General features: G+C 66.7%; 20 protein-coding genes. 16 read left to right on the top strand and 4 right to left on the bottom strand.

Annotated features, from left to right (window positions below; translation table 11 throughout):
- Positions 1 to 19 precede the first annotated feature (19 nt).
- A complete protein-coding gene (locus AC3IMC_RS01090) occupies positions 20 to 700 on the bottom strand; it encodes a GntR family transcriptional regulator (protein ID WP_490916580.1) in 681 nt (226 codons plus the stop codon).
- Between the two features lie 122 nt (positions 701 to 822).
- On the opposite strand from AC3IMC_RS01090, the gene purU reads away from it, so the two are divergent.
- The 13 genes from purU (at position 823) to AC3IMC_RS01025 (ending at position 16,459) form a co-directional block, all read left to right on the top strand.
- Positions 823 to 1,728: a formyltetrahydrofolate deformylase gene (purU, locus tag AC3IMC_RS01085; RefSeq protein WP_490916579.1), complete on the top strand. Its 906-nt coding sequence runs from the start codon at positions 823 to 825 to the stop codon at positions 1,726 to 1,728.
- A 50-nt stretch (positions 1,729 to 1,778) separates the two neighbouring features.
- The gene (locus tag AC3IMC_RS01080; protein ID WP_490916578.1) at positions 1,779 to 4,271 is read left to right on the top strand and encodes a GcvT family protein; all 2,493 of its coding nucleotides are present in this window, start codon (positions 1,779 to 1,781) and stop codon (positions 4,269 to 4,271) included.
- Between the two features lie 6 nt (positions 4,272 to 4,277).
- Positions 4,278 to 4,904, top strand: a complete 627-nt coding sequence (locus tag AC3IMC_RS01075) for a cyclodeaminase/cyclohydrolase family protein (RefSeq protein ID WP_490916577.1) — start codon at positions 4,278 to 4,280, stop codon at positions 4,902 to 4,904.
- Entirely contained in the window at positions 4,901 to 5,821 is a 921-nt protein-coding gene (locus tag AC3IMC_RS01070; RefSeq protein ID WP_490916576.1) for a bifunctional 5,10-methylenetetrahydrofolate dehydrogenase/5,10-methenyltetrahydrofolate cyclohydrolase, read from the top strand. Before AC3IMC_RS01075 ends, AC3IMC_RS01070 begins: the two co-directional genes overlap by 4 nt.
- Positions 5,822 to 5,980: 159 nt before the next feature.
- Complete coding sequence (locus AC3IMC_RS01065) at positions 5,981 to 7,324, top strand: molybdopterin molybdotransferase MoeA (protein WP_490916575.1); 1,344 nt, start codon at positions 5,981 to 5,983, stop codon at positions 7,322 to 7,324.
- Positions 7,312 to 8,181, top strand: a complete 870-nt coding sequence (gene fdhD, locus AC3IMC_RS01060) for a formate dehydrogenase accessory sulfurtransferase FdhD (RefSeq protein WP_490916574.1) — start codon at positions 7,312 to 7,314, stop codon at positions 8,179 to 8,181. Before AC3IMC_RS01065 ends, fdhD begins: the two co-directional genes overlap by 13 nt.
- 385 nt (positions 8,182 to 8,566) lie before the next feature.
- Positions 8,567 to 10,030, top strand: coding sequence for an MFS transporter (locus AC3IMC_RS01055; RefSeq protein WP_490916573.1), 1,464 nt, complete (start codon positions 8,567 to 8,569; stop codon positions 10,028 to 10,030).
- A gap of 265 nt (positions 10,031 to 10,295) precedes the next feature.
- Positions 10,296 to 10,646: a bifunctional 3-phenylpropionate/cinnamic acid dioxygenase ferredoxin subunit gene (locus AC3IMC_RS01050; RefSeq protein ID WP_490916572.1), complete on the top strand. Its 351-nt coding sequence runs from the start codon at positions 10,296 to 10,298 to the stop codon at positions 10,644 to 10,646.
- 55 nt (positions 10,647 to 10,701) lie between these two features.
- Positions 10,702 to 13,209, top strand: a complete 2,508-nt coding sequence (locus AC3IMC_RS01045; protein ID WP_490916571.1) for a GcvT family protein — start codon at positions 10,702 to 10,704, stop codon at positions 13,207 to 13,209.
- Positions 13,210 to 13,348: 139 nt separating this feature from the next.
- A complete protein-coding gene (locus AC3IMC_RS01040) occupies positions 13,349 to 13,846 on the top strand; it encodes a DUF2199 domain-containing protein (RefSeq protein WP_490916570.1) in 498 nt (165 codons plus the stop codon).
- Entirely contained in the window at positions 13,843 to 14,565 is a 723-nt protein-coding gene (locus AC3IMC_RS01035; protein WP_490916569.1) for a hypothetical protein, read from the top strand. Before AC3IMC_RS01040 ends, AC3IMC_RS01035 begins: the two co-directional genes overlap by 4 nt.
- A gap of 71 nt (positions 14,566 to 14,636) precedes the next feature.
- Positions 14,637 to 16,106: an HNH endonuclease signature motif containing protein gene (locus tag AC3IMC_RS01030; RefSeq protein WP_490916568.1), complete on the top strand. Its 1,470-nt coding sequence runs from the start codon at positions 14,637 to 14,639 to the stop codon at positions 16,104 to 16,106.
- Between the two features lie 134 nt (positions 16,107 to 16,240).
- Positions 16,241 to 16,459, top strand: a complete 219-nt coding sequence (locus AC3IMC_RS01025) for a hypothetical protein (RefSeq protein WP_490916567.1) — start codon at positions 16,241 to 16,243, stop codon at positions 16,457 to 16,459.
- Between the two features lie 77 nt (positions 16,460 to 16,536).
- Here the strand turns inward: AC3IMC_RS01025 and AC3IMC_RS01020 are convergent, their stop codons facing one another.
- The 3 genes from AC3IMC_RS01020 to AC3IMC_RS01010 form a co-directional block, all read right to left on the bottom strand.
- Entirely contained in the window at positions 16,537 to 18,891 is a 2,355-nt protein-coding gene (locus AC3IMC_RS01020) for an FdhF/YdeP family oxidoreductase (RefSeq protein ID WP_490916565.1), read from the bottom strand.
- A 105-nt stretch (positions 18,892 to 18,996) separates the two neighbouring features.
- Positions 18,997 to 19,617 carry an MBL fold metallo-hydrolase gene (locus tag AC3IMC_RS01015; protein WP_490916564.1) on the bottom strand — a complete coding sequence of 207 codons (621 nt, stop codon included), beginning with the start codon at positions 19,615 to 19,617 and terminating at the stop codon, positions 18,997 to 18,999.
- Positions 19,617 to 20,702: an S-(hydroxymethyl)mycothiol dehydrogenase gene (locus AC3IMC_RS01010; protein ID WP_490916563.1), complete on the bottom strand. Its 1,086-nt coding sequence runs from the start codon at positions 20,700 to 20,702 to the stop codon at positions 19,617 to 19,619. The genes AC3IMC_RS01015 and AC3IMC_RS01010 overlap by 1 nt, the downstream gene beginning before the upstream one ends.
- Before the next feature lie 268 nt (positions 20,703 to 20,970).
- Here AC3IMC_RS01010 and AC3IMC_RS01005 point away from each other — a divergent pair, with 268 nt between their 5' ends.
- The 3 genes from AC3IMC_RS01005 to purM are packed head-to-tail and all read left to right on the top strand — an operon-like array spanning position 20,971 to position 24,155.
- On the top strand, positions 20,971 to 21,285 hold the full coding sequence (locus tag AC3IMC_RS01005) for a hypothetical protein (protein WP_490916562.1): 315 nt from the start codon (positions 20,971 to 20,973) through the stop codon (positions 21,283 to 21,285).
- A 57-nt stretch (positions 21,286 to 21,342) separates the two neighbouring features.
- Complete coding sequence (purF, locus tag AC3IMC_RS01000) at positions 21,343 to 23,013, top strand: amidophosphoribosyltransferase (RefSeq protein WP_490916561.1); 1,671 nt, start codon at positions 21,343 to 21,345, stop codon at positions 23,011 to 23,013.
- Positions 23,010 to 24,155: a phosphoribosylformylglycinamidine cyclo-ligase gene (purM, locus tag AC3IMC_RS00995; protein WP_490916560.1), complete on the top strand. Its 1,146-nt coding sequence runs from the start codon at positions 23,010 to 23,012 to the stop codon at positions 24,153 to 24,155. Before purF ends, purM begins: the two co-directional genes overlap by 4 nt.

Here is a 24,155-nt window from a genome sequence, read left to right as displayed (position 1 = left end):
ATGGGAAAGCGGCCGCAGCCTAGGCGTTGAAGAGCGCCCCGCGCACTGCGTGCTCGAATCCGCTCACGTGGGCCTTGGCCAGCTCCGCGGACCGCTCCTCGTCCCCATCGATGACGGCGCGAAGCAGGTCGAGGTGTTCGCGCACGTGGTGGGACAGGTCCGGCAGCCGGTCGATGACCATGCACCAGATCCGCGTGGCGAGGTTGTCGTAGCGGATCAGGATGTCCTCCAGGTGGGGGTTGGCCGCCGCGGCGTAAATGCCCTGATGCACGCGGGCGTCCAGCTGCAGCGTCTCGGTCACCGTTGCGGCCGCCACATCGAACGCCTCAACCTTCTCCAGGATGGCGCGCAGTTCCGCCCGGACCGCCGGGGACGCCACCCGGGCTGCGCGGGCGGCAGCGAGGGGCTCCAGCTGCGCCCTGATCTCTGAGATGAAGGAAAGGTCTGTGACGTCAACACGCGTGGCAAACGTCCCCCGCCGCGGGTAAGTCTTCACCAGCCGGTCCAGCTCCAGGCGCTTCAACGCTTCCCGAACCGGCGTGCGCCCCACGCCCAGGTTTTTCGCGAGGAGCTCATCGTTCAGCAGCTCACCGGGCTTGATTTCCAGCGTCAGCAGCCAGTCACGGATGCTTTCGTAGGCAACATCGGCCAGCGATTTCCTGCCGGCCTCGTCCGCTACTGCCAGAGTTTCGAATGCCATGCTGAGCCCCTTCTTCGCAAACCAGAAAAAACTATTGACCTCGCCTATGGACCAGTATACGCTGGCACCCAATCTAATATATCAGTTCGGTGCTTTCGAATATATCTAGAAGGAGGAGGGACATGACCCTCATCGAAGCAGCTTCAGCAACCACCACCCTGCCGGCGCTCAAGGAAGAGCAGGCCCAGAAGTTCGTGCTGACCCTGTCCTGCAAGGAGCAGGCAGGCATCATGCAGGCCGTGACCACGTTCCTCTTCGAACGTGGCTTCAACATCGATGAACACCAGCAGTTCGACGACAGCCTCCGCGAAACCCTGCACCTGCGCACCGCGTTCTCCGGTTCCCCCAACTACACCCCGGGCATGCTGGAAGAAGAATTCGCGTCCATCGCCAGCCGGTTCGACATGAAGTTCAGCTTCCACGACCAGACCCAGCAGCGCGTCCTGGTCATGGTCTCCAAGTTCGGCCACTGCCTCAACGACCTCATCTTCCGCTGGCGCGGCGGCACCCTCGGCGGCGAGCTGGTCGCGGTGGTGTCCAACCACGAGACCCACCGGGCGATGGCTGAGGCAGCCGGCCTGCCGTTCATCTACGTCCCCGTCACTCCAGATACCAAGGCCGACGCGGAGCGCCGGCTCCTGGAACTGGTGGAGGAGTACAGCGCGGACCTGGTTGTCCTGGCCCGTTACATGCAGGTGCTCTCGGACGATCTCTGCCGGGCGTTGGAAGGACGTGCCATCAACATCCACCACTCGTTCCTGCCAGGGTTCAAGGGAGCTCGTCCCTACCACCAGGCCTACGACCGCGGCGTCAAGCTGGTGGGCGCCACCGCCCACTACGTCACCGCGGACCTGGATGAGGGTCCGATCATCGAGCAGGAAGTCATCCGCGTGGACCACACCTACGGCCCCGCCCAGCTCTCCACTGTGGGCCAGGACGCCGAGGCACTGGCGCTCTCCCGCGCCGTCCGCTGGCACTGCCAGCACCGGGTGCTTCTGGACCAGACCAGCACCGTGGTGTTCCGGTAACCGCCCGCCCGTCCGCAGACACAACACGTAAAGCAGCAGGAGAGACCCCTATGGAATCGTCGCCACGCATTGTCATCATCGGAGCCGGGATCGTCGGTACGAACCTGGCGGACGAACTCGTCACCCGGGGCTGGAACAACATCACCGTCCTGGACCAGGGCCCGCTCAACATGCCCGGGGGCTCCACGTCCCACGCCCCGGGCCTGGTCTTCCAGACCAACCCCTCCAAGTCCATGGCACTTTTTGCCAAGTACACCGTTGAGAAGCTGCTGTCCCTGACCGAGGACGGCGTCAGCTGCTTCAACCAGGTGGGCGGCCTGGAGGTTGCCACCACCGAAACCCGCCTCGCCGACCTCAAGCGCAAGCTCGGTTACGCCTCCGCGTGGGGCATCGAGGGTTCCATCCTCTCCGCCGCGGAATGCAAGGAGCTCTACCCCCTTATTAACGAGGACGAAATCCTCGGCGGCCTGCACGTCCCCAGCGACGGACTCGCCAGCGCCGCCCGCGCCGTCCAGCTGCTGATCAAGCGCACCGAGGCCGCCGGCGTCAAGTACATCGGCAACACCGAGGTCACCGGCATCGAACAGTCCGGCCGCCGCGTCACCGGCGTCCAGACACCCGACGGCGTGATCCCGGCCGACATCGTTGTCTCCTGCGCCGGTTTCTGGGGCGCCAAGGTCGGCGAGCTGATCGGCATGTCCGTGCCGCTCCTGCCGCTCGCACACCAGTACGTCAAGACCACCCCGGTTCCGGCGCAGCAGGGCAAGAACGAGCTGCCGAACGGTGCGCAGCTGCCCATCCTCCGGCACCAGGACCAGGACCTCTACTACCGCGAGCACGGCGACCGCTACGGCATCGGCTCCTACGCCCACAAGCCCATGCCCGTGGACCTGGACGAACTCGGCAGCTTCAAGCCGAACGAGATCAGCGAGCACAACATGCCCTCCCGGCTGGACTTCACGGTGGAGGACTTCCTGCCCGCGTGGGAAGCGACCAAGCAGTTGCTCCCGGCCCTGCGCGAAAGCGAGATTGAGGACGGCTTCAACGGCATCTTCTCCTTCACCCCCGACGGCGGCTCCCTGGTTGGCGAGTCCAAGGAACTGGACGGCTTCTTCGTGGCTGAGGCAGTGTGGGTCACCCACTCCGCCGGCATCGCCCGCGCCGTCGCCGAGCTCCTCGTGGACGGCAAGTCCTCCATCGACCTGGGCGACTGCGACATCCACCGTTTCGAGGATGTCCAGCTGACCCCGGAGTACGTCAGTGAGACCTCGCAGCAGAACTTCGTGGAGATCTACGACGTCCTGCACCCGCTGCAGCCCAAGCTCTCCCCGCGAAACCTGCGCGTTTCACCCTTCCACGCCCGGCACAGGGAACTGGGCGGCTACTTCCTGGAAGGCGCCGGCTGGGAACGGCCCTACTGGTTCGAGGCGAACGCTGACCTGCTCAAGGAGATGCCGGCCGACTGGCAGCCGCCGGCCCGCGATGCCTGGTCCGGCATGTTCAGCTCCCCCATCGCCGCGGCCGAGGCATGGAAGACTCGTACCGCCGTCGCCATGTACGACATGACCCCGCTCAAGCGCCTCGAAATCTCCGGACCCGGCGCACTGAAGCTGCTGCAGGAACTCACCACCGCGGACCTGAACAAGAAGCCGGGCGCCGTGACCTACACGCTGCTGCTGGACCACGCCGGCGGTGTCCGAAGCGACATCACCGTGGCCCGCCTGGATGAGCAGACCTTCCAGCTGGGCGCCAACGGCAACATCGACACCGCCTACTTCGAACGCGCCGCCCGGCACCAGACCGAAAGCGGCAGCGCCGGAGACTGGGTCCAGGTCCGCGACACCACCGGCGGCACCTGCTGCATCGGCCTGTGGGGCCCGCTCGCCCGCGACCTCGTCAGCACTGTCAGCAGTGACGACTTCTCCAACGACGGCCTGAAGTACTTCCGTTCCAAGAAGGTGGTCATCGGCGGAGTCCCGGTCACCGCCATGCGCCTGTCCTACGTTGGCGAGCTCGGCTGGGAACTGTACACCAGCGCGGACAACGGCCAGCGCCTTTGGGATGCGCTGTGGAAGGCCGGCCAGCCGTTCGGCGTCATCGCCGCCGGCCGTGCGGCATTCAGCTCGCTCCGCCTGGAGAAGGGCTACCGCTCCTGGGGCACGGACATGACCACCGAGCACGACCCCTTCGAGGCAGGCCTGGGCTTCGCCGTCAAGATGGCCAAGGACAACTTCGTCGGAAAGGCGGCCCTGGAAGGCCGCACCGAGGAGAACTCGGCACGCCGCCTGCGCTGCCTGACGGTCGACGACGGCCGCAGCCTGGTGCTGGGCAAGGAACCGGTGTTCTACAAGGACCAGGCGGTCGGCTACGTCACCAGCGCAGCGTACGGCTACACGGTCAAGAAGCCCATCGCCTACTCCTACCTGCCCGCCGAGGTGTCCATCGGCGACTCCGTGGAGATCGAGTACTTCGGGCGCCGGATCGTGGCCACGGTCACCCAGGACCCCCTGTACGACCCCACCATGACCAGGCTCCGCGGGTAGAGGGCCATGATCAGCTCAGAAACAATCGCAAGCTACCTCGCACGGCTGGCCGCGAAGCAGCCGACGCCGGGTGGCGGAGCCGCCGCCGCACTCCATGCCGCCCAGGGCGCCGCCCTGGTGGCCATGGTGGCGCGCTACACCACAGGCGACAAGTACGAACAACACGCCCCGCTGGTGCAGCGCATCACCCAGGCCGCCGCCGACCTCGTCGTTGAGGCACTCCGCCTGGCTGACGCGGACGAACATGCCTTCCAGGCAGTCATCGATTCCTACAAGCTCCCCTCCGACACGGAGGAGCTCAAGGCCGCCCGCGCCGCGGGGATCCAGTCCGCTCTCACCCAGGCGGCGCAGACCCCGGCGGAGCTCATCACGGTGGCAGGGTCGGTGGTGGACCTCGCGACGGAACTGTTCGACGTGGCCAACGCCAACGTCATCAGCGACGTGGCAGCAGCAGCCGATGCCGCGCGCGCAGCGGCAACAACGGCACGCGTCAACATCGACATCAACGTGGTGGCCATCAAAGACCCCGAAGCCCGCAGCCTGCTGGCCGGGCAGACGGACGGCATTGAGGAAAAAGTGGTCATGGCGGCAGACGCCCTTTCGGCCCGCGTCCGGGAAAGGATCCTTGGTTGAACACCGCAGTGTTTTCCGGAAAACCCCTGGCCGGCCTGTTCCAACAGGAGGTCCAGGAGCAGGTCCGATCGCTTGAACTGGACGGCGTCCGGGCAGTCGTGGCCGTGGTCATGGCCACCGCCGACGAGTCCACGCACTGGTACGTCCGCTCCATTGAGCGGGCAGCGGAGCGCGCCGGCGTCGGGTGCCGGATCATCGACCTGGGCCACGACGCCACGGAACCGGTGCTCGCCAGCGTGCTGCGGGACCTCAGCGCCGAACCGTCAGTGAACGGCATCATCCTGCAAACCCCGCTGCCGCCGGGCGTCCGGACCGACAGCCTGGTGGGCCTCATCGCCCCGGAAAAGGACATCGACGGCGCCAATCCCCTGAGCCTGGGACGCCTCGCCGTCGGGCAGCCGGCCTTCGCGCCCGCCACCGCCCGCGCCGTCGTCGAAATCCTGGACCATTACCAGGTGCCCGTGGCGGGCAAAGGCGTGGTGGTCGTTGGCCGCTCCGCCGTGGTGGGCAAGCCGCTGTCCCTCCTGCTGCTGGGGCGCGACGCCGCGGTGACGGTCTGCCATTCCAGGTCGGGCCCCTTGGAGCGATACACGAAGGACGCCGACGTCGTGGTGGTGGCCGCCGGGCGTGCCGGGCTGCTGACCGGCAGCCACGTCTCCTCCGGGACTGTGGTGGTCGACGTCGGCACGAACGTCCTTCCCGACGGTTCACTCGTGGGTGACGTGGATGAAGCCAGCGTCACCGGCACGGCAGCAGCGCTCACGCCGGTGCCCGGCGGCGTCGGGTCCGTCACGACGGCGCTGCTGCTCCTGCACACCGTGGAGGCTGCCCGCCGCCAGTCGTCTTCCCTGCCGCTGCAGGCGCAGCCTGTGGGATCCGGTGCCCTCGAGGCCCAGGTCCTGGAAGCCGCGGGCTAGGGAAGACACAGCGTTAGCAAAACGGGTGTCCCGTTTTCCGTAAAAGGTGCTTCGATGGGCCTAAGACCTGGGGAGGTATTCCTCATCGAAGCACCGCTTACGGAAAACGGGGCCCCGCCGCCGGCATGGTGCCGGCACATCGACAAGGAGGGGGCCCGGATGCCTGCCAATGGACTGACAGCCACCGCTTCCACGAGCGCAGCCGGAGCGGATCCCGTCCCGGAACGGGGCTGCGTCCCGTGGTCCGAAGCGCGCCACATAGCCTTCGGCTCCGCCGGTCCGCTCCCGCCCGTCGCCGTCCCGCTCGCTGAAGCCCTGGGGCGGACCTTGACCCGGGACGTCACGGCCCGCCAGGACCTGCCGCACTACGCCTCGTCCGCCATGGACGGCTGGGCCGTGAACGGTCCGGGTCCCTGGCTGCTGGCGGGATCCGGCCAGCATGTGCCGCCGCCCAACGCAGCCGGCCGGTTCCTGCCCGCGAACAGTGCCGCCGGGATTGCCACCGGCGGCCTGGTGCCACACGGGGCCGACGCCGTCCTCCGGAAGGAAAGCGGCCTGGCCACACGGGACCCCAACGGCAACCACGTCCTCACGCTCCGCCCGGATGCAAAGCCCGGAGAGCCGGGCGCCGGCCAGCACATCCGCCCGGCCGGGCAGGAAGCCCGCTCCGGGGAAGTGCTCCTGCCGGCCGGGACCGTCCTCAACCCGGCCCATGTGGCCCTGGCTGCGGCGGCAGGGCACGACACCCTGCAGGTACGCGCCCGGGCCGCTGTCGCCGTCGTACTTACCGGGGCTGAAGTGGTCACACACGGCCTTCCGGTGCCCGGGCAGGTCCGCGACACGTTTGGTCCCCAGCTCGGAAACGTGGTGTCCCTGCTGGGCGGTGTGGCCGGCAGCCCGCATCGGATTGGCGACTCCTTCGGCGAGTGGCTGGACGCCCTGGACGGCCCGGCGACGTCCCCGGGAGGGCGCGCAGATGTCGTCATCACCACCGGGGGCACCGGGAAATCCGGCACCGACCACCTCCGTACGGCGGTGGACGCCCTGGGCGGACAGCTGCTTGTGGACGGCATCGCGATGCGTCCCGGCCATCCGGCGGTGCTCGCCGGGCTTCCCGACGGGCGGTTCGTGATCGGGCTCCCCGGCAATCCCTTGGCAGCCATGATGGCGATGCTCAGCCTCGGGGCACCCCTGCTGGCATCGCTTGGGGGCGGGCAGCTGCCTCCGATGCACCTGGTGATGTCCGGCTGCGACATCGAAGGGGACAAGGGACGGACACGCCTGCTCCCCTGCCGGTTCCTGTCCGGCCTTGCCTTCCCCGTCCAGCACGCCGGCCCGGGGATGATGCGGGGCCTTGCGTGGGCGGACGCCGTCATGGCCGTACCTCCGCAGGGGGTCGACTCGGGCGAACCCGTTACCGTCCTCCCGCTGCCCTGGACCGCCCAAGCAGAAACCATCAGAACGACCCCGGCGCAAGGACGGAACACCGTATGGCACGCATGACCCAACGCCGGAAGATCCACCGCTTCCGCCTCGATGACGCCGGCACCGAGTATCCGGTCCGGTTCAAGGAGGACGTACTCGCCGCGGAAGAACCCCTCGAGATCCGCCTCAACGGCAACTCCTTCGCGGTGACAATGCGCACGCCGGGGGAAGACTTCGACCTGGTCGCGGGCTTCCTGGTGTCCGAGGGAGTGGTCCGCCAGGCGCCGGAGTTGACCTCCCTGCGCTTCTGCGCCGGCACCCGGGAGGGCGAGCAGACATTCAACGTCGTCGATGCCCAGCTCCGTCCGGACGTGCCCCTCCCGGATACCAAGCGGAACGTGTACACCTCGAGTTCGTGCGGTATTTGCGGCACGGAATCCATCGACGCCGTCCGGAAGACCCAGCACTTCGACCCGTCGCAGGACGCTGTCCAGATACCGCTTGACATGCTTGCAGGGCTGCCGGAACGGCTCAGGGAGGCCCAGGCGGTGTTCGACAAGACCGGCGGCGTGCACGCGGCCGGCCTGTTCCGGGTGGACGGACCGGAACCGGAACTGTTGTGCCTGCGCGAGGACGTGGGGCGGCATAACGCCGTGGACAAGGTGGTGGGCTGGGCGCTCCGCGAGGGGCTGCTGCCGCTCCGCGGCACGGTCCTCCAGGTCTCGGGCAGGGCCTCGTTCGAGCTTGTGCAGAAGGCCGCCCTGGCCGGAATCCCTGTCCTGTCCGCGGTCAGTGCCCCCTCGAGCCTGGCGGCCGACCTCGCCGCCGAAACCGGCGTGACGCTGGTGGGATTCAACCGCGGCCACAGCCTCAATGTCTACACGGGCCGGGAACGGCTGGCCAGGCCAGGCCCGGCAGCCGCCATCCCCGCCTAAAGAAAGGTGCCAAACCCACGGAACCGCCGCGCGCAGCGACAGATTGTGGCCGTCTCCCTATCCGAACGGGTGGGGCTTCCGGCATGCCCTGGACCTGAAAGCAAGGACGCTTACATACTTCCTCGGCAGGAGGTCATGTTCTTGACTTTGGGTGTGAGCTGGCGCACGATTTTGTTGCATAAAGCGAACGCTGTTGATCATCACGGAACGAGGTTCACCCGGGAAAAGCTCCTCTCGTCCCCCCGGACTTTCGCAGTGATGATTCCCGGAACATACGAACGAATTCACCCATGGCCGAGCCGAAGGGGAGCCCTTGTTCGCGCATTGGCCGTACGGCGTTGCCAGCATGCATGCTGCGGCGTTAAATCACTAAAGGAAACTGTTTATGACAACCAAAGGTGGCAGCACCATCGATCAAAGCAGTGGGGAGCGCCGGAACCTGGGAGCGACGACGACGTCATCTCCCAACGCCCACGAGGCCTCAGAAGAGACCAGCTCCACGTTCAAACGCCGCTTCATGGTGCGGCTTGTTGCTGTCTTCATCGGCGGGATGTTCCTCGATGGTTACATCCTCGGAATCATCGGCCCCGTCACCGGATCCATGCGGTCAGATCTCCAGCTCGACGCACTATCGCTGGGCATGATCGCTGCAGGCCCGCTAGCTGGTATCTTCGTCGGCTCCCCGCTGGCCGGCTGGGCTACTGACAAGTTCGGACGCAAGCCCATGTTCCTCGTGGACATGGGCCTGTTCCTGGCCGCCTCAGCGGCCCAGTTCTTCGTAACCTCTGGAGACGGCGCCGTGATCCAGCTGGCCATCATCCGATTCATGATGGGCGTCGCGATCGGCGGTGAGTACTCAATCGGTGGGCCACTGCTGTCAGAGTTCTCCCCACCCAAGCTCCGCGGGCGGTTGCTCGGGCTGACCCTGATCGCCTGGTACGTCGGTTTCATGATGGCATTCATCATCGGCACGCTCCTGCACGACGCCGGCACCCCATGGCGCCTGGTACTCGGCACGAGCACGGTACTGGCATTCGTTCTGTTCCTCGCCCGCATGGGCCTCCCCGAATCGCCGAGCTGGCTCATTACGAAGGGACGGCACAAGGAAGCACTCGCGATCGCACGCAGATACGTCGAATCGCCCCAGATGCACGACAGCATCACCGGAGAGATGGATCTGAGGATGATCCAGGAGGCCCAAGCCGCGGAGAGTGGGACCAAGATCAAGAACGCCTCCTTCGGAATGCTGTTCTCGACGCAGTACTGGCGCGCCACCCTCTTCACTGCGGGTTTTTGGTTCTGCGCGGTCACTCCGTACTTCGCGATCGCGACCTTCGCCGACGAGGTGCTCAACCAATTCGGCTTCGGCGGCGGCTGGGCCGGTGGAGTCGGCCTGTCCGCACTTGCGGTCGCGGGCGTTATCACCAGCGTGCTTCTGATTGACAGGCTCGGCCGCCGAATCCTCACTGTGCCCGGGCAGTGGCTCTGCGCGGGCATCCTGCTGGTCATCGGAGTATGGGGGAACGCACCAGCGATCCTCGTACTCGTCCTGTTTCTCGCCTTCTCCTTCTTCAATGCCGGCTACACCACGATGACCCAGGTCTATCCGGCCGAGGTATTCCCCGGCCACCTGCGCGGCGTCGGCATGGGCTTCGCCGCGTCCTTCAGCCGCATCGGGGCCGCACTCGGCACCTTCGCCCTGCCATGGGCGATCGCCAACATCGGCATGGGCGCAACCATGGTCATAGCTGCCGCCGTTGCATTACTCGGCGCAGGCCTCTCGCAATGGCTCGCGCCCGAGACGAAGGGGCGCACCCTCGCCGAGATTTCAGCAGACTTCTCCCACTGACACCCGCAAGAACAAGAGGCCTTCGCCGCATCCAGCGGCGGAGGCCTCTTTGCTGCGCCCAGCACCCAGTGCGGCGTCCAACCACCGGGCGCCGGCACAGGATTGCCGACACAGTGCGCAGGGCGGCCGCAACAATGGAGGAAACCCTTGACATCTGATGTGAGCTACGCCACCGTGTTGCATATAGCGATGCGCGTTGCTCATAGCGAAGCAAAGCAGCATCACGGCATAGACGCACCCGCTCAGAAGACTTGAGGTACTCCCCATGCACCAGGCATGCCCGCTCAGCGAACTGGCACCAGGTGAAGCCCTGCGGCTCAACACCTCCCCGCCGATCGCGGTATTCCACACCGAAGAGGGCGAACTCTTCGCCCTCGACGACACCTGCACCCACCAGGACGCCTCCCTGGCCGATGGCTGGGTTGAGGACTGCTGGGTGGAGTGCCCCCTGCATGCATCCAAGTTCAACCTTCGGGATGGAAGTGTTGACGCACCGCCGGCCAAACTGCCGGTCCGCTCCCACGAGGTGACCGTCGTCGACGGTGTGATCATGGTCAATGAATCCACCGACGCACCCAACCTGCCGCCCGGGCTGACTGTCCACGGACACGTCTAGACCCAAAATTTCCGCACAGCCGGATCCCAGCACCCAACCAGGAGAACCAGGAATTATGAGCGCTTCACCCCGCGTCGTCATCATCGGAGCCGGCATCGTCGGCACCAACCTCGCCGACGAGCTTTCCAGCCGCGGCTGGACCAACATCACCGTGGTCGAACAGGGGCCGCTGGAACTCGCCGGCGGCTCCACCTCGCACGCGCCCGGCCTGGTGTTCCAGACCAACCCGTCCAAGACCATGACGGAGTTCGCCACCTACACCGTGAACAAGCTGCTCTCCCTCAGCGCGGAGGGCGTCTCTTGCTTCAACCAGCTTGGCGGCCTGGAACTGGCCACCACCGAGACCCGGCTCGAGGACCTGAAGCGCAAGCTGGGTTACGCCACGTCCTGGGGTGTTGAGGGGCGGCTGATCGACGCGGACGAATGCGAAAAGCTCTGGCCGCTGCTGAACCCGGGTTCCCTGGCGGACGGCCGGAGCGTCCTGGGCGGCCTCTACGTCCCTTCGGACGGCCTGGCCTCCGCGGCACGCGCGGTACAGCTCCTCATCAGCAAGGCCAAGGCAGCCGGCGTGACCTTCCGCGGCTCCACGGCGGTGACGGGCATCGAGCAGGCCGGCGGCAAGGTCACCGGTGTGCAAACGTCCGACGGCGTGATCCCGGCTGACATCGTGGTGTCCTGCGCCGGGTTCTGGGGCCGCGAGCTGGGCAAGATGATCGGGCTGAGCGTACCGCTGCTGCCGCTGGCGCACCAGTACGCCAAGACCACCCCGGTGGAAGCGCTGCGCGGCGTCAACGAACTGCCCAACGGGGCCAGCAAGCCCATCCTGCGATACCAGGACCGGGACCTGTACTTCCGTGAGCACGGCAACCGGATCGGCATCGGCAGCTACGCCCACCGCCCCCTGCCCGTGGATATGGACAGGCTGCCCCGGGTAGGCGCTGCCGAGATGTCGGACCAGAACATGCCGTCACGGCTGGACTTCACCCTGGAGGACTTCGCCCCTGCCTGGGAGGACTGCCAGGACCTGCTTTCCGCGCTGCATTCAACCCAGATCAATGACGCGTTCAACGGCATCTTCTCCTTCACCCCGGACGGTGGCCCGCTGATGGGAGAGGCACCGGACCTTGGGGGCTTCTTCGTGGCCGAGGCTGTCTGGGTGACGCACTCCGCCGGTGTTGCCAAAGCCATGGCGGAACTCCTCATCGATGGCCAGCCGCAGACCGACCTGCACGGCTGCGAGCTGACCCGCTTCGAGAAGGTGCAGACCTCCGACTCCTACGTCAGCGAAACCTCGCAGCAGAACTTCGTGGAGATCTACGACGTGATGCACCCGCTGCAGCCCAGGGAGTCCCCGCGGGACCTGCGCGTCAGCCCCTTCAATGTCCGCCAGAAGGAGCTCGGCGCGTTCTTCCTGGAATCGGCAGCCTGGGAGCGTCCGCACTGGTTCGAAGCCAACCGCGGGCTCCTGGCGGAACTGCCGGCGGAGTGGCAGGCGCCGGAGCGGGACGAGTGGTCCGCCATGTTCCACTCCCCCATTTCCGCCGCCGAAGCGTGGAAGACGCGTACCGCCGTCGGACTCTTCGACATGACGCCGCTGAAGCGGCTCTCCGTGGTGGGTCCGGGCGCGCAGGCGCTGCTGCACAGGCTCAGCACCGGCAATATCGCCAAGAAGCCCGGCGCCGTGACGTACTGCCTGCTGCTGGAGCACGACGGCGGCATCCGCAGTGACGTGACCGTGGCCAGGCTCGCGGAGGAGGAGTTCCAGCTGGGCGTCAACAGCAACGTGGACTTCGACTACCTCCGGGTGGAGGCCCGCCGGCAGTCCGCCAACGACCCCGCCCAGTGGGTCCATGTCACCGACATCACCGGCAGCACGTGCTGCATCGGCCTGTGGGGTCCGCTGGCCCGTGAGGTCATCGGCAAGGTCAGCACCGACGACCTGAGCAATGACGGCTTGAAGTACTTCCGGACCAAGGAAATCACCGTGGGCGGCATTCCTGTCACGGCCATGCGGCTCTCCTACGTGGGCGAACTCGGCTGGGAGCTGTACACCACCGCCGAGTATGGGCTGAAGCTCTGGGACCTGCTGTTCGAGGCGGGCCAGGAGCACGGCATCGTCGCCGCCGGCCGCGGCGCGTTCAACAGCATGCGGCTTGAGAAGGGCTACCGGCTGTGGGGCACGGACATGACGTCCGAGCACCACCCGTACGAGTGCGGCCTGGGCTTCTCCGTGGCCAAGGACAAGACCGGGTTCGTTGGTGCCGAGGCCCTGGTGAAGCGCAAGGAGCAGCCCGCCACGCGTGCGCTGCGCTGCCTGACGGTCGACGACGGCACATCAGTCGTGCTGGGCAAGGAACCCGTGTACGTGAACGGTTCGGCTGCCGGGTACGTGACAAGTGCCGCTTACGGCTACACCGTGCGCAAGCCGATCGCCTACGCCTGGCTGCCTGCCGCCGTCGAGATTGGGGACGCCGTGGAGATCGAGTACTTCGGGCGCCGGGTGGCGGCGACTGTCACCGCCGAACCGCTGGTCGACCCGGGCATGGAGCGCATCCGCGGCTGACCTGCCCCCGCCACTGGGTGGTTGGGCCTGCTTGAGACCGGCAGGCCCAACCACTTTTTTGTTGTGCGCGGAATGGCGACGACCTGGTGTGCAAACGGGGACGTAGACTCCCGTCAGTAACTACGCATTGGGGGAATGCATGATGTTCGGCAAGAAGCGCACGTGCGGGATGTGCGGCGAAGCAATGGCGGCTCACGATAGGGACGTCCGGTTCCGCCTCCCCGATCCGGTCTTGGAAAGCCCGGACCAGCACCGGGCTGAGGACAGTTGGCTAAGCGACCCGGATCCCGCCAAGGCCACGCTCATGCAAATCCCAAATATCAGTCCTTTCGTCCGCGCCCTTCTTCCTGTCAGGCTGCAGGGTGGCCATGAGTTCCGGTTCGGAGTTTGGATTGCCATCCACCCCAATGACCTCCAGCACGCCTGCAACGTGTGGAACGCGCCTGAGTACGCCGACCTGAAACTTACCGGGTACCTGGCTAACAGGATCCAGCCTTGGGGGCTGTTCGCGGTGCCGGTGAATTTGGCTGTCCTCAACGTGGACCATACCCCCTACTGCGTGTCCAGCCCGGACGCGGAGCTGGACGACGTGCTGACCAGGGAGTGGCCTCATGACATTCTGACGTCGCTGCCGTGATCCAGCAGCGCCCGGGCCGCCGCCCTTGGACGTTCGCCGCGGTCTGCTTGATGGTGACCTCGCTGACGCTCCTGTTGTTCGGCCCGTCCCTCGGTCCTCCTGCTCCTGCTCCTGCTCCTGCTCCTGGGTCCGTGATCCAGCTGCTGCCTTGGTATGTGGCGGCGTACCTGCTGATCGGGATGTGCATCTTCGGGCCGCCCGGAAAGGTGCCGTCCCTCCGGCAGACGGCAGCGTTCCTGCTGCCAGGCGCCCTGCTCGTGCCGCTGGCACTGTTGAACGTCGGCTTCTGGGCAGGCGGCTGGCTCCTCGGGCTTCCCGCGTGGGGGCTGCTGCTGAGCCGGTGGACGCCGGAGAAACCGCTCCGGGCTTTAAACCTGCTGAAGTTTCTGGCCCTGCTGGTGCTGGGCCTGGCCATCTTCACGTTCAACGTGATCTATCCGGTCTTCAGCCCCGGCTTGTTCCTGCTCCCGGTCATCCCCCTGGTCCGGCTGGCCTACCCTGAATACCAGGCGAGGCCGCTGCAGGCGGCCGTGGAGGTCGTCCTGGCCGTGGCTGCCGTCGTGGTTGCCTTTGCCGTCCCCACCCCCGAAGGGTCGTGGTCCTCGCCCTCGACATACGCGGGAGGGGCAGCGACGGCAGGACTCATGATTGCGTACTGGGCGTGGCGCCTCCCCCGCCGTTCCCGTCGGGTGCAGCTCCATGACGGGGCAGTCGTTTAGCTCCGATCTCCCCTGCCGGTGAAAGGTCCGGCGCTCCTCTTAATGTCAGACCCTCCCCCGATGATTAGTTCATGGGGAAAGCAGCGGTGGCCGAGGCATATGCGGATATCCTTGCTGCCCTTGCTGTGCTTCATGCCGAGGTCGAGGGGTGCGGTCCCGAGCCGTTCTCGTTGGTTGATCCGTTGGCGGGGCTCGCGGACGGCTGCCTGGACGTTCTTGCCGGGGCTCGCGAGGTGGAAGGCGGGTTCGCTGCGCTGAAGGCGAAGGCCGCAGTGAAGTACGCGGAAAGCGCCCATGCGGTTGCCGGGCCGGATGCGCCGGTGCAGGCGCAGGAGATGGCGGTCGCGGCCGAGATCGGGTGCGTGCTGGCCCTGGGGCCGCGGGCTGCGGGGTCGTTCCTGGCCGCGTCCCACGCCCTTGCCACCACGCTGCCAATGACTCTGTCGGCGCTCCAGGCCGGGGACCTGTCCTGGCAGCACGCCCTGGCCATGGTCGATGAAACAGTAAGCCTTGATGCCGCCGGAGCCTCCGCGTTGGAGGCGCATTTTCTCGACCCGGATGCCCCGGACCCTGCGAGGGGCTGCCCGGCAGGGCAGATGCCGGCGCACCGGTTCAAGGCCAAGGCCCGGACGTGGCGGGAACGCCACCACGCCGAGAGCATCGAAAAACGGCACGTCAAGTCCGTGGCGGACCGGCGGGTGGAGTTCCGGCCGGACCAGGACGGCATGGCCTGGCTCTCCGCGTATCTGCCCGCGGACCGGGCGCTGGCGGGCTGGAACCGGCTCACCGCCACCGCCCGGAGCATGCAGGGCCCGGATGAGCCCCGCACCCTGGCCCAGCTGCGCGCTGACAACTTCACTGACGCGATCCTGGGCAGCGGTACCGCGGCCGGTGCCGGTGAAGCAGCACATGTCCCATCGCCGCTGATCCGGGCCCAGGTCCTGGTCACCGTCCCGGTATGCTCGCTGACGGGAGTGACGGACGAACCGGCCATGCTGGGCGGCTACGGGCCGATCCCGGCGTCGATGGCCCGGCAACTGGTCGCTAACGGCGCCGACTCGTTCTACCGGGTGCTGGTGGATCCGCGGGACGGGGCGCCGCTGGAGATCGGGCGGACCAGCTACCGGGTCACTAAAGCGATGCGGGCCTGGCTGCGGCTGCGGGACGGCAAATGTCCGTTCCCCGGGTGCAGCAACAACTCCCTGGACAACGACGCCGACCATCTCCTCGCCTGGCACAACGGCGGCACCACCGGGATCTCCAACCTGGGACAACCCTGCCGAAAACACCACCGGCTCCGGCACACCACCGGCTGGACACCCACCCTGGCCGGCAAAAACGAACCACCCGGCTGGGCCTCACCCACCGGCCGTTACTACGCATCCGAACACCAGGACTGGGAACCACCCTGGTGGCCCCAGTGGCTCAAACGGATAGTGGGACCGCCCGGAAGGCCACCCGGCGGCACCCCGGACTTTTGTTACATCGGGCCATCGCCGGGGGAAGCAGCACTGGAGCGCTTCCTGCATGCTCCGGCATGACATCGGCGGGACCCCGGTCTGTCATGGACGTGCCCCGCGGTTGTACTGGGCGGACTGTATGCCGGAAGCATGGCCGGAACGCGGCCCACGTTTACCCCTTGCCGCCGTTATGACCCAAGTGTTTGGCTGTTGGCATGGCTGATGAAGAGGTATCCAAGAACATTCCTTCCGACGAGCACCTGCGGCAGGATGTCGCACCCGGGTCGGAGGGGGAAGCCCAGGACGCACAGGCCGGGCAGTTTGCTCCCGGTCAAACGAATGCCGGCCAGCAGGTGTCGGGGCTGGCCTCTGCCAGCGGTTATGGCAAGGAGCTGGATCCGGAAGCCGAGCCCGACGGAAACAACCCTGTTTAGGCCGTAACGACAGAAGAGCGCCCCCGCCTTCCCGCTGTCATCCAGCCGCGGACGCGGGGGCGCTCTGTCGCGCCACCCTACACGGTGGCCGGCTCCAGCTCTCCTGCAGGCTCTTCGGCCGCCGCTTCCCCGCCCTTATGCGGTTCGAACCGGACGAACATTGCCTTGAAGCCGGGGGTGTTGGACACGCGGGCCACGTTCTCCTTGTGGACCAGCGCGTTGGCTTCGGGGAAGTAAGCGGCGGCGCAGCCCTTCGCGGTCGGGTAGGCCACCAGGCGGAACTTGTCCGCGCGGCGGTCCACGCCCTGGAAGGTGCTGACCACGTCCACGAGCTCCCGGTCCTGGAAGCCGGATTCGGCCAGGTCCTCGGGGTGGATCAGGATCACCCGGCGGCCATCGGAGATGCCGCGGTAGCGGTCGTCCAGGCCGTAGAACGTGGTGTTGTACTGGTCGTGGCTGCGGATGGTCTGCAGCACCAGGTGCCCCAGCGGCGGGGTCAGGTACTCCAGCGGGCTGACCGTGAACCGGCCACGGCCGATGTCCGTGGCGAAGGACCGGGTGTCGCGGGGCGGGTTGGGCAGCACGAAGCCGTTTTTGGTCCGGACTCGGGCATTGAAGTCCTCAAAGCCGGGCAGGACGCGGGCGATGTGGTCGCGGATCACGTCGTAGTCCTCGGCCATGCCCCGCCAGTCGACGGGGTGCTCCGGGCCGAAGGTGGCCTCGGCCATCCGTGCCACGATCACGGGCTCGGCGAGCAGGTGATCGGAGACCGGGGTCAGCCGCCCCTGCGTGGAGTGGACCACCGACATGGAGTCCTCCACGGACAGGAACTGTGCGCCCTTGGGGTGTTTGTCGTCCTTGTCCGTCCGGCCCAGGGTGGGCAGGATCAGCGACGTCCGGCCGTGCACGATGTGGGACCGGTTGGGTTTGGTGCTGATGTGCACGGTCAGGCCGATCCGCTGCATCCCGGCTTCAAGGGCCTCGGTGTCCGAGCAGGCCAGCGAGAAGTTGCCGCCCATCGAGACGAACACGTCCACCTCGTCGCGTTCAAACGCCTCCATCGACTCCACCGCGTCAAACCCGTGGTGCCGCGGGGAGGTGATGCCGAATTCGTTGTCCAGGGCTGTGAGGAGCCATTCCTTGGGCTTCTCCCAGATGCCCATGGTCCGGTCGCCCTGCACGTTCGAGTGCCCGCGGACCGGGCACGCGCCGGCGCCTGGCTTGCCGAAGTTGCCCTGCAACAGCAGGACGTTAACCATTTCCTTGATGGTGTCCACCGAGTGCGGCTGCTGGGTCACGCCAAGGGCCCAGCAGAAGATCGACGCCTTGGAGGCCACCAGCATCCCGGCAACCTTCTCGATCTGTGCGCGGGTCAGGCCGGTGGCCTTCTCCGTCTCGTCCCAGTCGAGGGTGCGGCGGGCCTCCTTGTAGGCGTCGAACCCGTCCGTCTGGGCGGCAATGAAGGAATGATCGACGACGGTCCCCGGGTTTTGCTCCTCGGCTTCCAGCAGCAGGTGGCCGAGCGCCTGGAACAGCGCCAGGTCGCCGCCCACCTTGATCTGCAGGTACTCGTCGGCCAGCGGCGTTCCCCCGCCCACCACGCCGGAGAGGGTCTGGGGGTCCCGGAAGTTGAACAGCCCGGCCTCGGGCAGCGGGTTCACGGCCACCACCTTGCCGCCCTTGTCCTTGCATTCCTTCAGCGCGGACAGCATGCGCGGGTGGTTGGTGCCCGGGTTCTGTCCCACCACAAAGATCAGCTCGGCGTCGTGGATGTCATCCAGGGACACCGTGCCCTTGCCAACGCCAATGGTCGGGTTCAAGGCCGAACCGGACGACTCGTGGCACATGTTGGAGCAGTCCGGCAAGTTGTTGGTGCCCAGCGACCGGGCGAACAGCTGGTACAGGAAGGCGGTCTCGTTGGCAGTGCGGCCCGACGTGTAGAACACGCACCGGTCCGGGGTGCTGGCCCGGATGTGCTCACCTATCAGCTCGAACGCGTCATTCCAGGAAATCGGCGAATAGTGCGTCTCACCCTCCCGGATCACCACCGGCTCGGAAAGCCGGCCCTGGTTGCCCAGCCAGTACTCCGTCTTCGTGGACAGCTCCGCGATCGAGTGCCTGGCCCAGAAGTCAGCCCCCACGGTGCGCAGGGTGTTCTCCTCCGCCACCGCCTTGGCCCCGTTCTCGCAGAACTCGGCCGTCTTGCGCTTCTTGTCCGATTCCGGCCAGGCACAGCCCGGGCAGTCGAACCCGCCGCGCTGGTTGAGGCGGAGCAACGAATGGGCCGTGCGGGCCACACCCGCCTGCGCTACAGCGCGCTCCAGGGCCACCATAACGGCCTTGACGCCCGCGGCCTCGGTCTTGGGCTTGTGGACCTCGAGCTTGTCCTCGTTGATGTCCGCAACGGGTGCGGGCTGCTTACCGAACTTCATCGTTCCAACTTCCTTACGGGCACGGATTTCTTCAATCGGCAGGAAGGGCGCGCCAGGACGTCCCGGCGCGCCCTTCCTGGCACACTCTGATGCTGTGGGCTTTGGCTACTGCGGGACCTTCGCCAGCGTTTCCTGCTCCGCCGCGATGGTAGTGCTGTCTCCGTGGCCGGTGCGAACTACCGTTTCCGCAGGCAGCGTGAGCAGCCGTTCGCGGATGGATTTCAGGATGGTCGGGTAGTCGCTGTAGGACCGTCCCGTGGCACCCGGACCGCCGTTGAACAGCGTGTCCCCGGTGAAGACCGTTCCTTCGCTTTCCAGGTAGAAGCAGGTGGACCCGGGCGAGTGCCCCGGCGTATGGATGGCACGCAGCGTTGCCCCGCCCACCTCGAACACGTCGCCATCCGAGTGGTAGCGGTCCGGCTTGGCATCCGGGTAGACCTGCTCCCACAGGACCAGGTCCTCCTGGTTCAGGTAGACCGGGGCGCCCAGGGTGTCGGCGACCTCGCGTGCGGCACCGATGTGGTCGTTGTGCGCGTGCGTGAGCAGGATGGCTTTGACCTTGCGGCCCTTGGCCTGGTTGATGATCGCGGCGGCGTCGTGGGGCGCGTCGATGACCACGCATTCCTCATCGTTGCCAACGATCCAGACGTTGTTGTCCACGTCCCAGGTGCCGCCGTCGAGCGAAAACGTTCCCGAGGTGACCAGGTTCTCGATGGTGACCGCCATCAGATTTCCACCACCGAACGCAGGACCTTGCCCCCGTGCATCTTGTCGAAGGCCTCCTCCACCTGGTCGATGGTGATGCGTTCGGACACGAAGGCGTCCAGGTCCAGGTTGCCCTGCTTGTAGTGCGACACCAGCATGGGGAAGTCACGGGAGGGCAGGCAGTCGCCGTACCAGGAGGACTTCAGCGATCCGCCCCTGCCGAAGACGTCCAGCAGCGGCAGTTCCAGCTTCATTTCCGGCGTGGGAACGCCCACCAGGACCACGCGGCCGGCAAGGTCACGGGCGTAGAAGGCCTGCTGGTACGTTTCGGGACGGCCGACGGCGTCAATCACGACGTCCGCGCCGTGGCCTCCGGTGAGGGCGCGGATGGCCTCGACGGCGTCTTCCTGCTTGGAGTTCACGCCGTGGGTGGCGCCGAGGGACTTGGCCATGTCGATCTTGTTGTCGTCGATGTCAACGGCGATGACCGTCGTCGCGCCCGCCAGCTTGGCCCCTGCGATCGCGGCGATGCCCACGCCGCCGCAGCCGATCACGGCCACGGACTCGCCACGCTTGACTTCACCGGTGTTGATCGCGGCGCCGATGCCGGCCATGATGCCGCAGCCCAGGAGGCCAACGGCGGCGGCGTCAGCTTCGGGGTCCACCTTGGTGCACTGCCCGGCGGCCACCAGGGTCTTCTCCGCGAACGCGCCGATGCCCAGCGCCGGGGAGAGTTCGGTGCCGTCCTCGAGGGTCATCTTCTGGGTGGCGTTGTGGGTGTTGAAGCAGTACTGGGGCTGGCCCTTGGCACACGCGCGGCACTGCCCGCACACCGCGCGCCAGTTCAGGATCACGCGGTCGCCGGGCGCCACGGAGGTGACATCCGGGCCGACGGCGCTGACAACGCCGGTGGCCTCGTGGCCCAGCAGGTAGGGGAAGTCATCGCCGATGCCGCCCTGCTTGTAATGCAGGTCCGTGTGGCAGACACCGCAGGTCAGGATGTCCACCAAGGCCTCCCCCGGGCCCGGATCCGGGACCAGGATGGTCTCCAGCGTTACCGGGGCGTCTTTCTCCCGGACGATGACTGCTTGAACCTTATGGACCATTGTTCTGCGTTCCTTTCCTGGACCTGGCATTCCCGTGAGCAGGCAGGCCGGTGAGTCGGCGGCTTGTGCCAATCTAGCTGACGCACCTGTTCGAGGATGCCGGCGCCCGGACACGACGACCCGGCACGATTGCGTAATACACAACAAGGCGCACATACTGCTACAAGAAATATGTCAGCGGCCATACTTCCTGTCAATAGATATATCAGTTGCAGAACAGAGCCGCATCAGTCTCACCGTCCTGCCCGGTGGCAGTAGGCTGGATGGCATGGCTTTTGAAGAACACGCCGCCGAACGGCGCGAGGTGAGCGTCCGCCGGGCGCCGAAATACGTCCCGTTTTTGGTCCTCGGGGCCCTGGTAGGTGTGGCCGCTGCCGCCGTGGTGGCCTACGCGTTGCCGGGTGACGCAAGCTTCGACCCCGGCGCAGTCTTCGGTTTCTTCATGGTGATGTTTGGCGCTGCCGGGGCAATCCTGGGCGCCGTGCTTGCCCTGGCCTTGGACCGCCGCAGCGTCAAGCGGCAGCAGCGAGCCGTGGTGGAAGCGGTTCCCGATTCGGAGCCGGACACCGATCCCCAGCCGTAGCGGGTCACAAACCGGCGGCCGCAAAAGTCATACCGCATGTCATGAGATAATCGACCAGTGGCACGCGGCGATGGAAAACTTTCCCATGATCTTCTCCCCGGCGAAAAAGGCCCGCAGGACGCTTGCGGCGTCTTCGGCGTCTGGGCACCAGGCGAAGAAGTAGCAAAACTTACCTATTACGGGCTGTACGCTCTGCAGCACCGTGGCCAGGAGTCGGCTGGTATAGCCACCAGCGACGGCAAGCGGATCAATGTCTACAAGGACATGGGACTCGTATCCCAGGTCTTCGACGAGACCACGCTGAACACCCTGACCGGGCACCTGGCCGTAGGCCACTGCCGGTATTCCACCACCGGCGCCAGCCACTGGGCCAACGCCCAGCCCACGCTGGGCGCCACCGCCACCGGGACCGTGGCGCTGGCCCACAATGGCAACCTCACCAATACCGTCGAACTGAACGCGATGATCCAGGAGCGCAACGGCGGCAACCTGACCGGTGAGATGAAGCAGGGCAACACCTCGGACACAGCCCTGGTCACCGCACTGCTGGAGGGCGAGCCGGGCAAGACCCTCGAAGAGACCGCCACCGAACTGCTGCCCAAGATCAAGGGCGGGTTCTGCTTCGTCTTCATGGACGAAGGCACCCTCTACGCCGCACGTGACACTTTCGGCATCCGCCCGCTGGTCCTGGGCCGGCTGGAGCGGGGCTGGGTTGTCGCCTCGGAGCAGTCCGCACTCGCCACCGTCGGCGCCAGCTTCATCCGCGAGATCGAGCCCGGCGAATTCATTGCCATCGATGAAGAGGGCGTTCGCTCCAAGCGCTTCGCGGACCCGACACCTGCCGGCTGCGTCTTTGAGTACGTCTACCTGGCGCGCCCGGACGCAGCCATTGCGGGCCGCTCCGTATACGAGTCCCGCGTGGAGATGGGCCGGCAGTTGGCCCGGGAAAACACCCAGGCGGCAGACATCGTCATTCCCGTGCCGGAGTCCGGCACCCCAGCAGCGGTGGGGTATGCCGAGGAATCCGGCATCCCCTTCGCCCATGGCTTCGTCAAGAACTCGTACGTGGGCCGCACGTTCATCCAGCCCTCGCAGACCCTGCGCCAGCTGGGCATCCGGCTCAAGCTCAACGCGCTCGAGTCCGTGATCCGTGGCAAGCGCGTGGTGGTGGTCGATGATTCCATCGTCCGCGGCAACACCCAGCGCGCCATCGTCCGGATGCTTCGCGAGGCGGGCGCCGCCGCCGTCCACGTAAAGATTTCCTCCCCGCCCGTCCAGTGGCCGTGCTTTTACGGCATCGACTTCGCCTCCCGGGCTGAGCTCATCGCCAACGGTGCCACCATCGAGGAGATCTCCCAGGCCATCGGCGCCGATTCGCTGGCCTACATCTCCGAGGACGGCATGATCGGTGCCACCCGGCAGCCGCGGGAACGCCTCTGCACGGCCTGCTTCACGGGCAAGTACCCCATCAAGCTCCCGGACGCCGACAAGCTGGGCAAGAACCTGCTGGAGCGGACCGACCTGGGCGGCCTGAAGCCCTCGCCCTCAGCGCTGCCCGGCGAGACCGCCGCCCTGGCCGTTGACGCCACCGAGGATCCTGCCGAGAAGGCCGGTGCCACGGGCTGCGACCCCGGGCCGGACTCCGAATTCGAGAACCTGCTGACCGAAGCCGACCTCGTGCCCGACGTACACGCCGCCACCAGCGCCGACAAGAAGGACTCCGTATGACTTCCGCTACCCCCGCCGCAGAGAACTCCGGCATCACCTACGCCTCCGCAGGCGTGGACGTTGAAGCCGGGGACCGCGCCGTCGAGCTCATGAAGGATGCTGTCAAGGCAACCCACAACTCCTCGGTGATCGGCGGGGTGGGCGGCTTCGCCGGCCTCTACGACGTCTCCAAGCTGCTGACGTACAAGAAGCCCCTGCTGGCCACGTCCACGGACGGCGTGGGCACCAAGGTGGCCATTGCCCAGGCCATGGACATCCACGACACGATCGGGTTCGACCTGGTGGGGATGGTGGTGGACGACATCGTGGTGGTGGGTGCCGAGCCGCTGTACATGACTGACTACATTGCCTGCGGCAAGGTGGTGCCCGAGCGCATCGCCGGTATTGTCCGCGGCATCGCCTCGGCCTGCTCCGTCGCCGGCACGGCACTGGTCGGCGGCGAAACCGCCGAGCACCCCGGGCTGCTGGGCGAGCACGAATACGACGTTGCCGGTGCCGCCACCGGCGTCGTGGAAGCCGACGCCCTGCTGGGACCGGACCGCGTCCGCGCCGGCGACGTGGTGATCGGCATGGCCTCCTCCGGCCTGCACTCCAACGGCTACTCCCTGGTCCGCCGCGTGATCAACCACGCCGGGTGGGCACTGGACCGCCAGGTCTCCGAGCTGGGCCGCACCCTGGGTGAGGAACTCCTGGAGCCCACCCGCGTCTACGCCGCCGACTGCCTGGACCTCGCCCGCACCTTCCCGGTGAACTCCGGCGCTGCTGTCCACGGCTTCAGCCACGTCACCGGCGGCGGGCTGGCCGCCAACCTGGCACGCGTCCTCCCGCAGGGGCTGGTGGCAACCGTGGACCGCGCCACCTGGGAACTGCCGGCCATCTTCAAGCTGGTGTCCGAACTGGGCAACGTTCCGCTGGCGGACCTCGAACGCACCCTGAACCTGGGCGTGGGCATGGTGGCCATCGTGTCCCCCGAAGCCGCCGATGCCGCCGTCGCGCGTTTGAACGAACGCGGGCTGCCGTCCTGGATCATGGGCACGGTCACCGAGGATTCGGACTCCATCCTGAAGTCCGGCCCGGATTACGTGCAGGGCGCCAAGGGTGTGGACGGAGGCGCGGTGCGCCTGGTCAACGCCTACGCGTAG

This window comes from Arthrobacter sp. E70 (genome assembly GCF_058266945.1).
This window is presented reverse-complemented; position numbering and strand designations above follow the sequence as displayed.

Bases quoted from the DNA above. Each gene is read 5' to 3' on its own strand.
- AC3IMC_RS01045 (WP_490916571.1), top strand. From the start codon at position 10,702: ATGAGCGCTTCACCCCGCGTCGTCATCATCGGAGCCGGCATCGTCGGC.
- AC3IMC_RS01075 (WP_490916577.1), top strand. From the start codon at position 4,278: ATGATCAGCTCAGAAACAATCGCAAGCTACCTCGCACGGCTGGCCGCG.
- AC3IMC_RS01010 (WP_490916563.1), bottom strand. From the start codon at position 20,702: ATGGTCCATAAGGTTCAAGCAGTCATCGTCCGGGAGAAAGACGCCCCG.
- purU (WP_490916579.1), top strand. From the start codon at position 823: ATGACCCTCATCGAAGCAGCTTCAGCAACCACCACCCTGCCGGCGCTC.
- purM (WP_490916560.1), top strand. From the start codon at position 23,010: ATGACTTCCGCTACCCCCGCCGCAGAGAACTCCGGCATCACCTACGCC.
- AC3IMC_RS01030 (WP_490916568.1), top strand. From the start codon at position 14,637: ATGGGGAAAGCAGCGGTGGCCGAGGCATATGCGGATATCCTTGCTGCC.
- AC3IMC_RS01025 (WP_490916567.1), top strand. From the start codon at position 16,241: ATGGCTGATGAAGAGGTATCCAAGAACATTCCTTCCGACGAGCACCTG.
- AC3IMC_RS01050 (WP_490916572.1), top strand. From the start codon at position 10,296: ATGCACCAGGCATGCCCGCTCAGCGAACTGGCACCAGGTGAAGCCCTG.
- AC3IMC_RS01065 (WP_490916575.1), top strand. From the start codon at position 5,981: ATGCCTGCCAATGGACTGACAGCCACCGCTTCCACGAGCGCAGCCGGA.
- AC3IMC_RS01080 (WP_490916578.1), top strand. From the start codon at position 1,779: ATGGAATCGTCGCCACGCATTGTCATCATCGGAGCCGGGATCGTCGGT.
- AC3IMC_RS01040 (WP_490916570.1), top strand. From the start codon at position 13,349: ATGATGTTCGGCAAGAAGCGCACGTGCGGGATGTGCGGCGAAGCAATG.
- AC3IMC_RS01005 (WP_490916562.1), top strand. From the start codon at position 20,971: ATGGCTTTTGAAGAACACGCCGCCGAACGGCGCGAGGTGAGCGTCCGC.
- AC3IMC_RS01055 (WP_490916573.1), top strand. From the start codon at position 8,567: ATGACAACCAAAGGTGGCAGCACCATCGATCAAAGCAGTGGGGAGCGC.
- AC3IMC_RS01015 (WP_490916564.1), bottom strand. From the start codon at position 19,617: ATGGCGGTCACCATCGAGAACCTGGTCACCTCGGGAACGTTTTCGCTC.
- fdhD (WP_490916574.1), top strand. From the start codon at position 7,312: ATGGCACGCATGACCCAACGCCGGAAGATCCACCGCTTCCGCCTCGAT.
- AC3IMC_RS01020 (WP_490916565.1), bottom strand. From the start codon at position 18,891: ATGAAGTTCGGTAAGCAGCCCGCACCCGTTGCGGACATCAACGAGGAC.
- AC3IMC_RS01090 (WP_490916580.1), bottom strand. From the start codon at position 700: ATGGCATTCGAAACTCTGGCAGTAGCGGACGAGGCCGGCAGGAAATCG.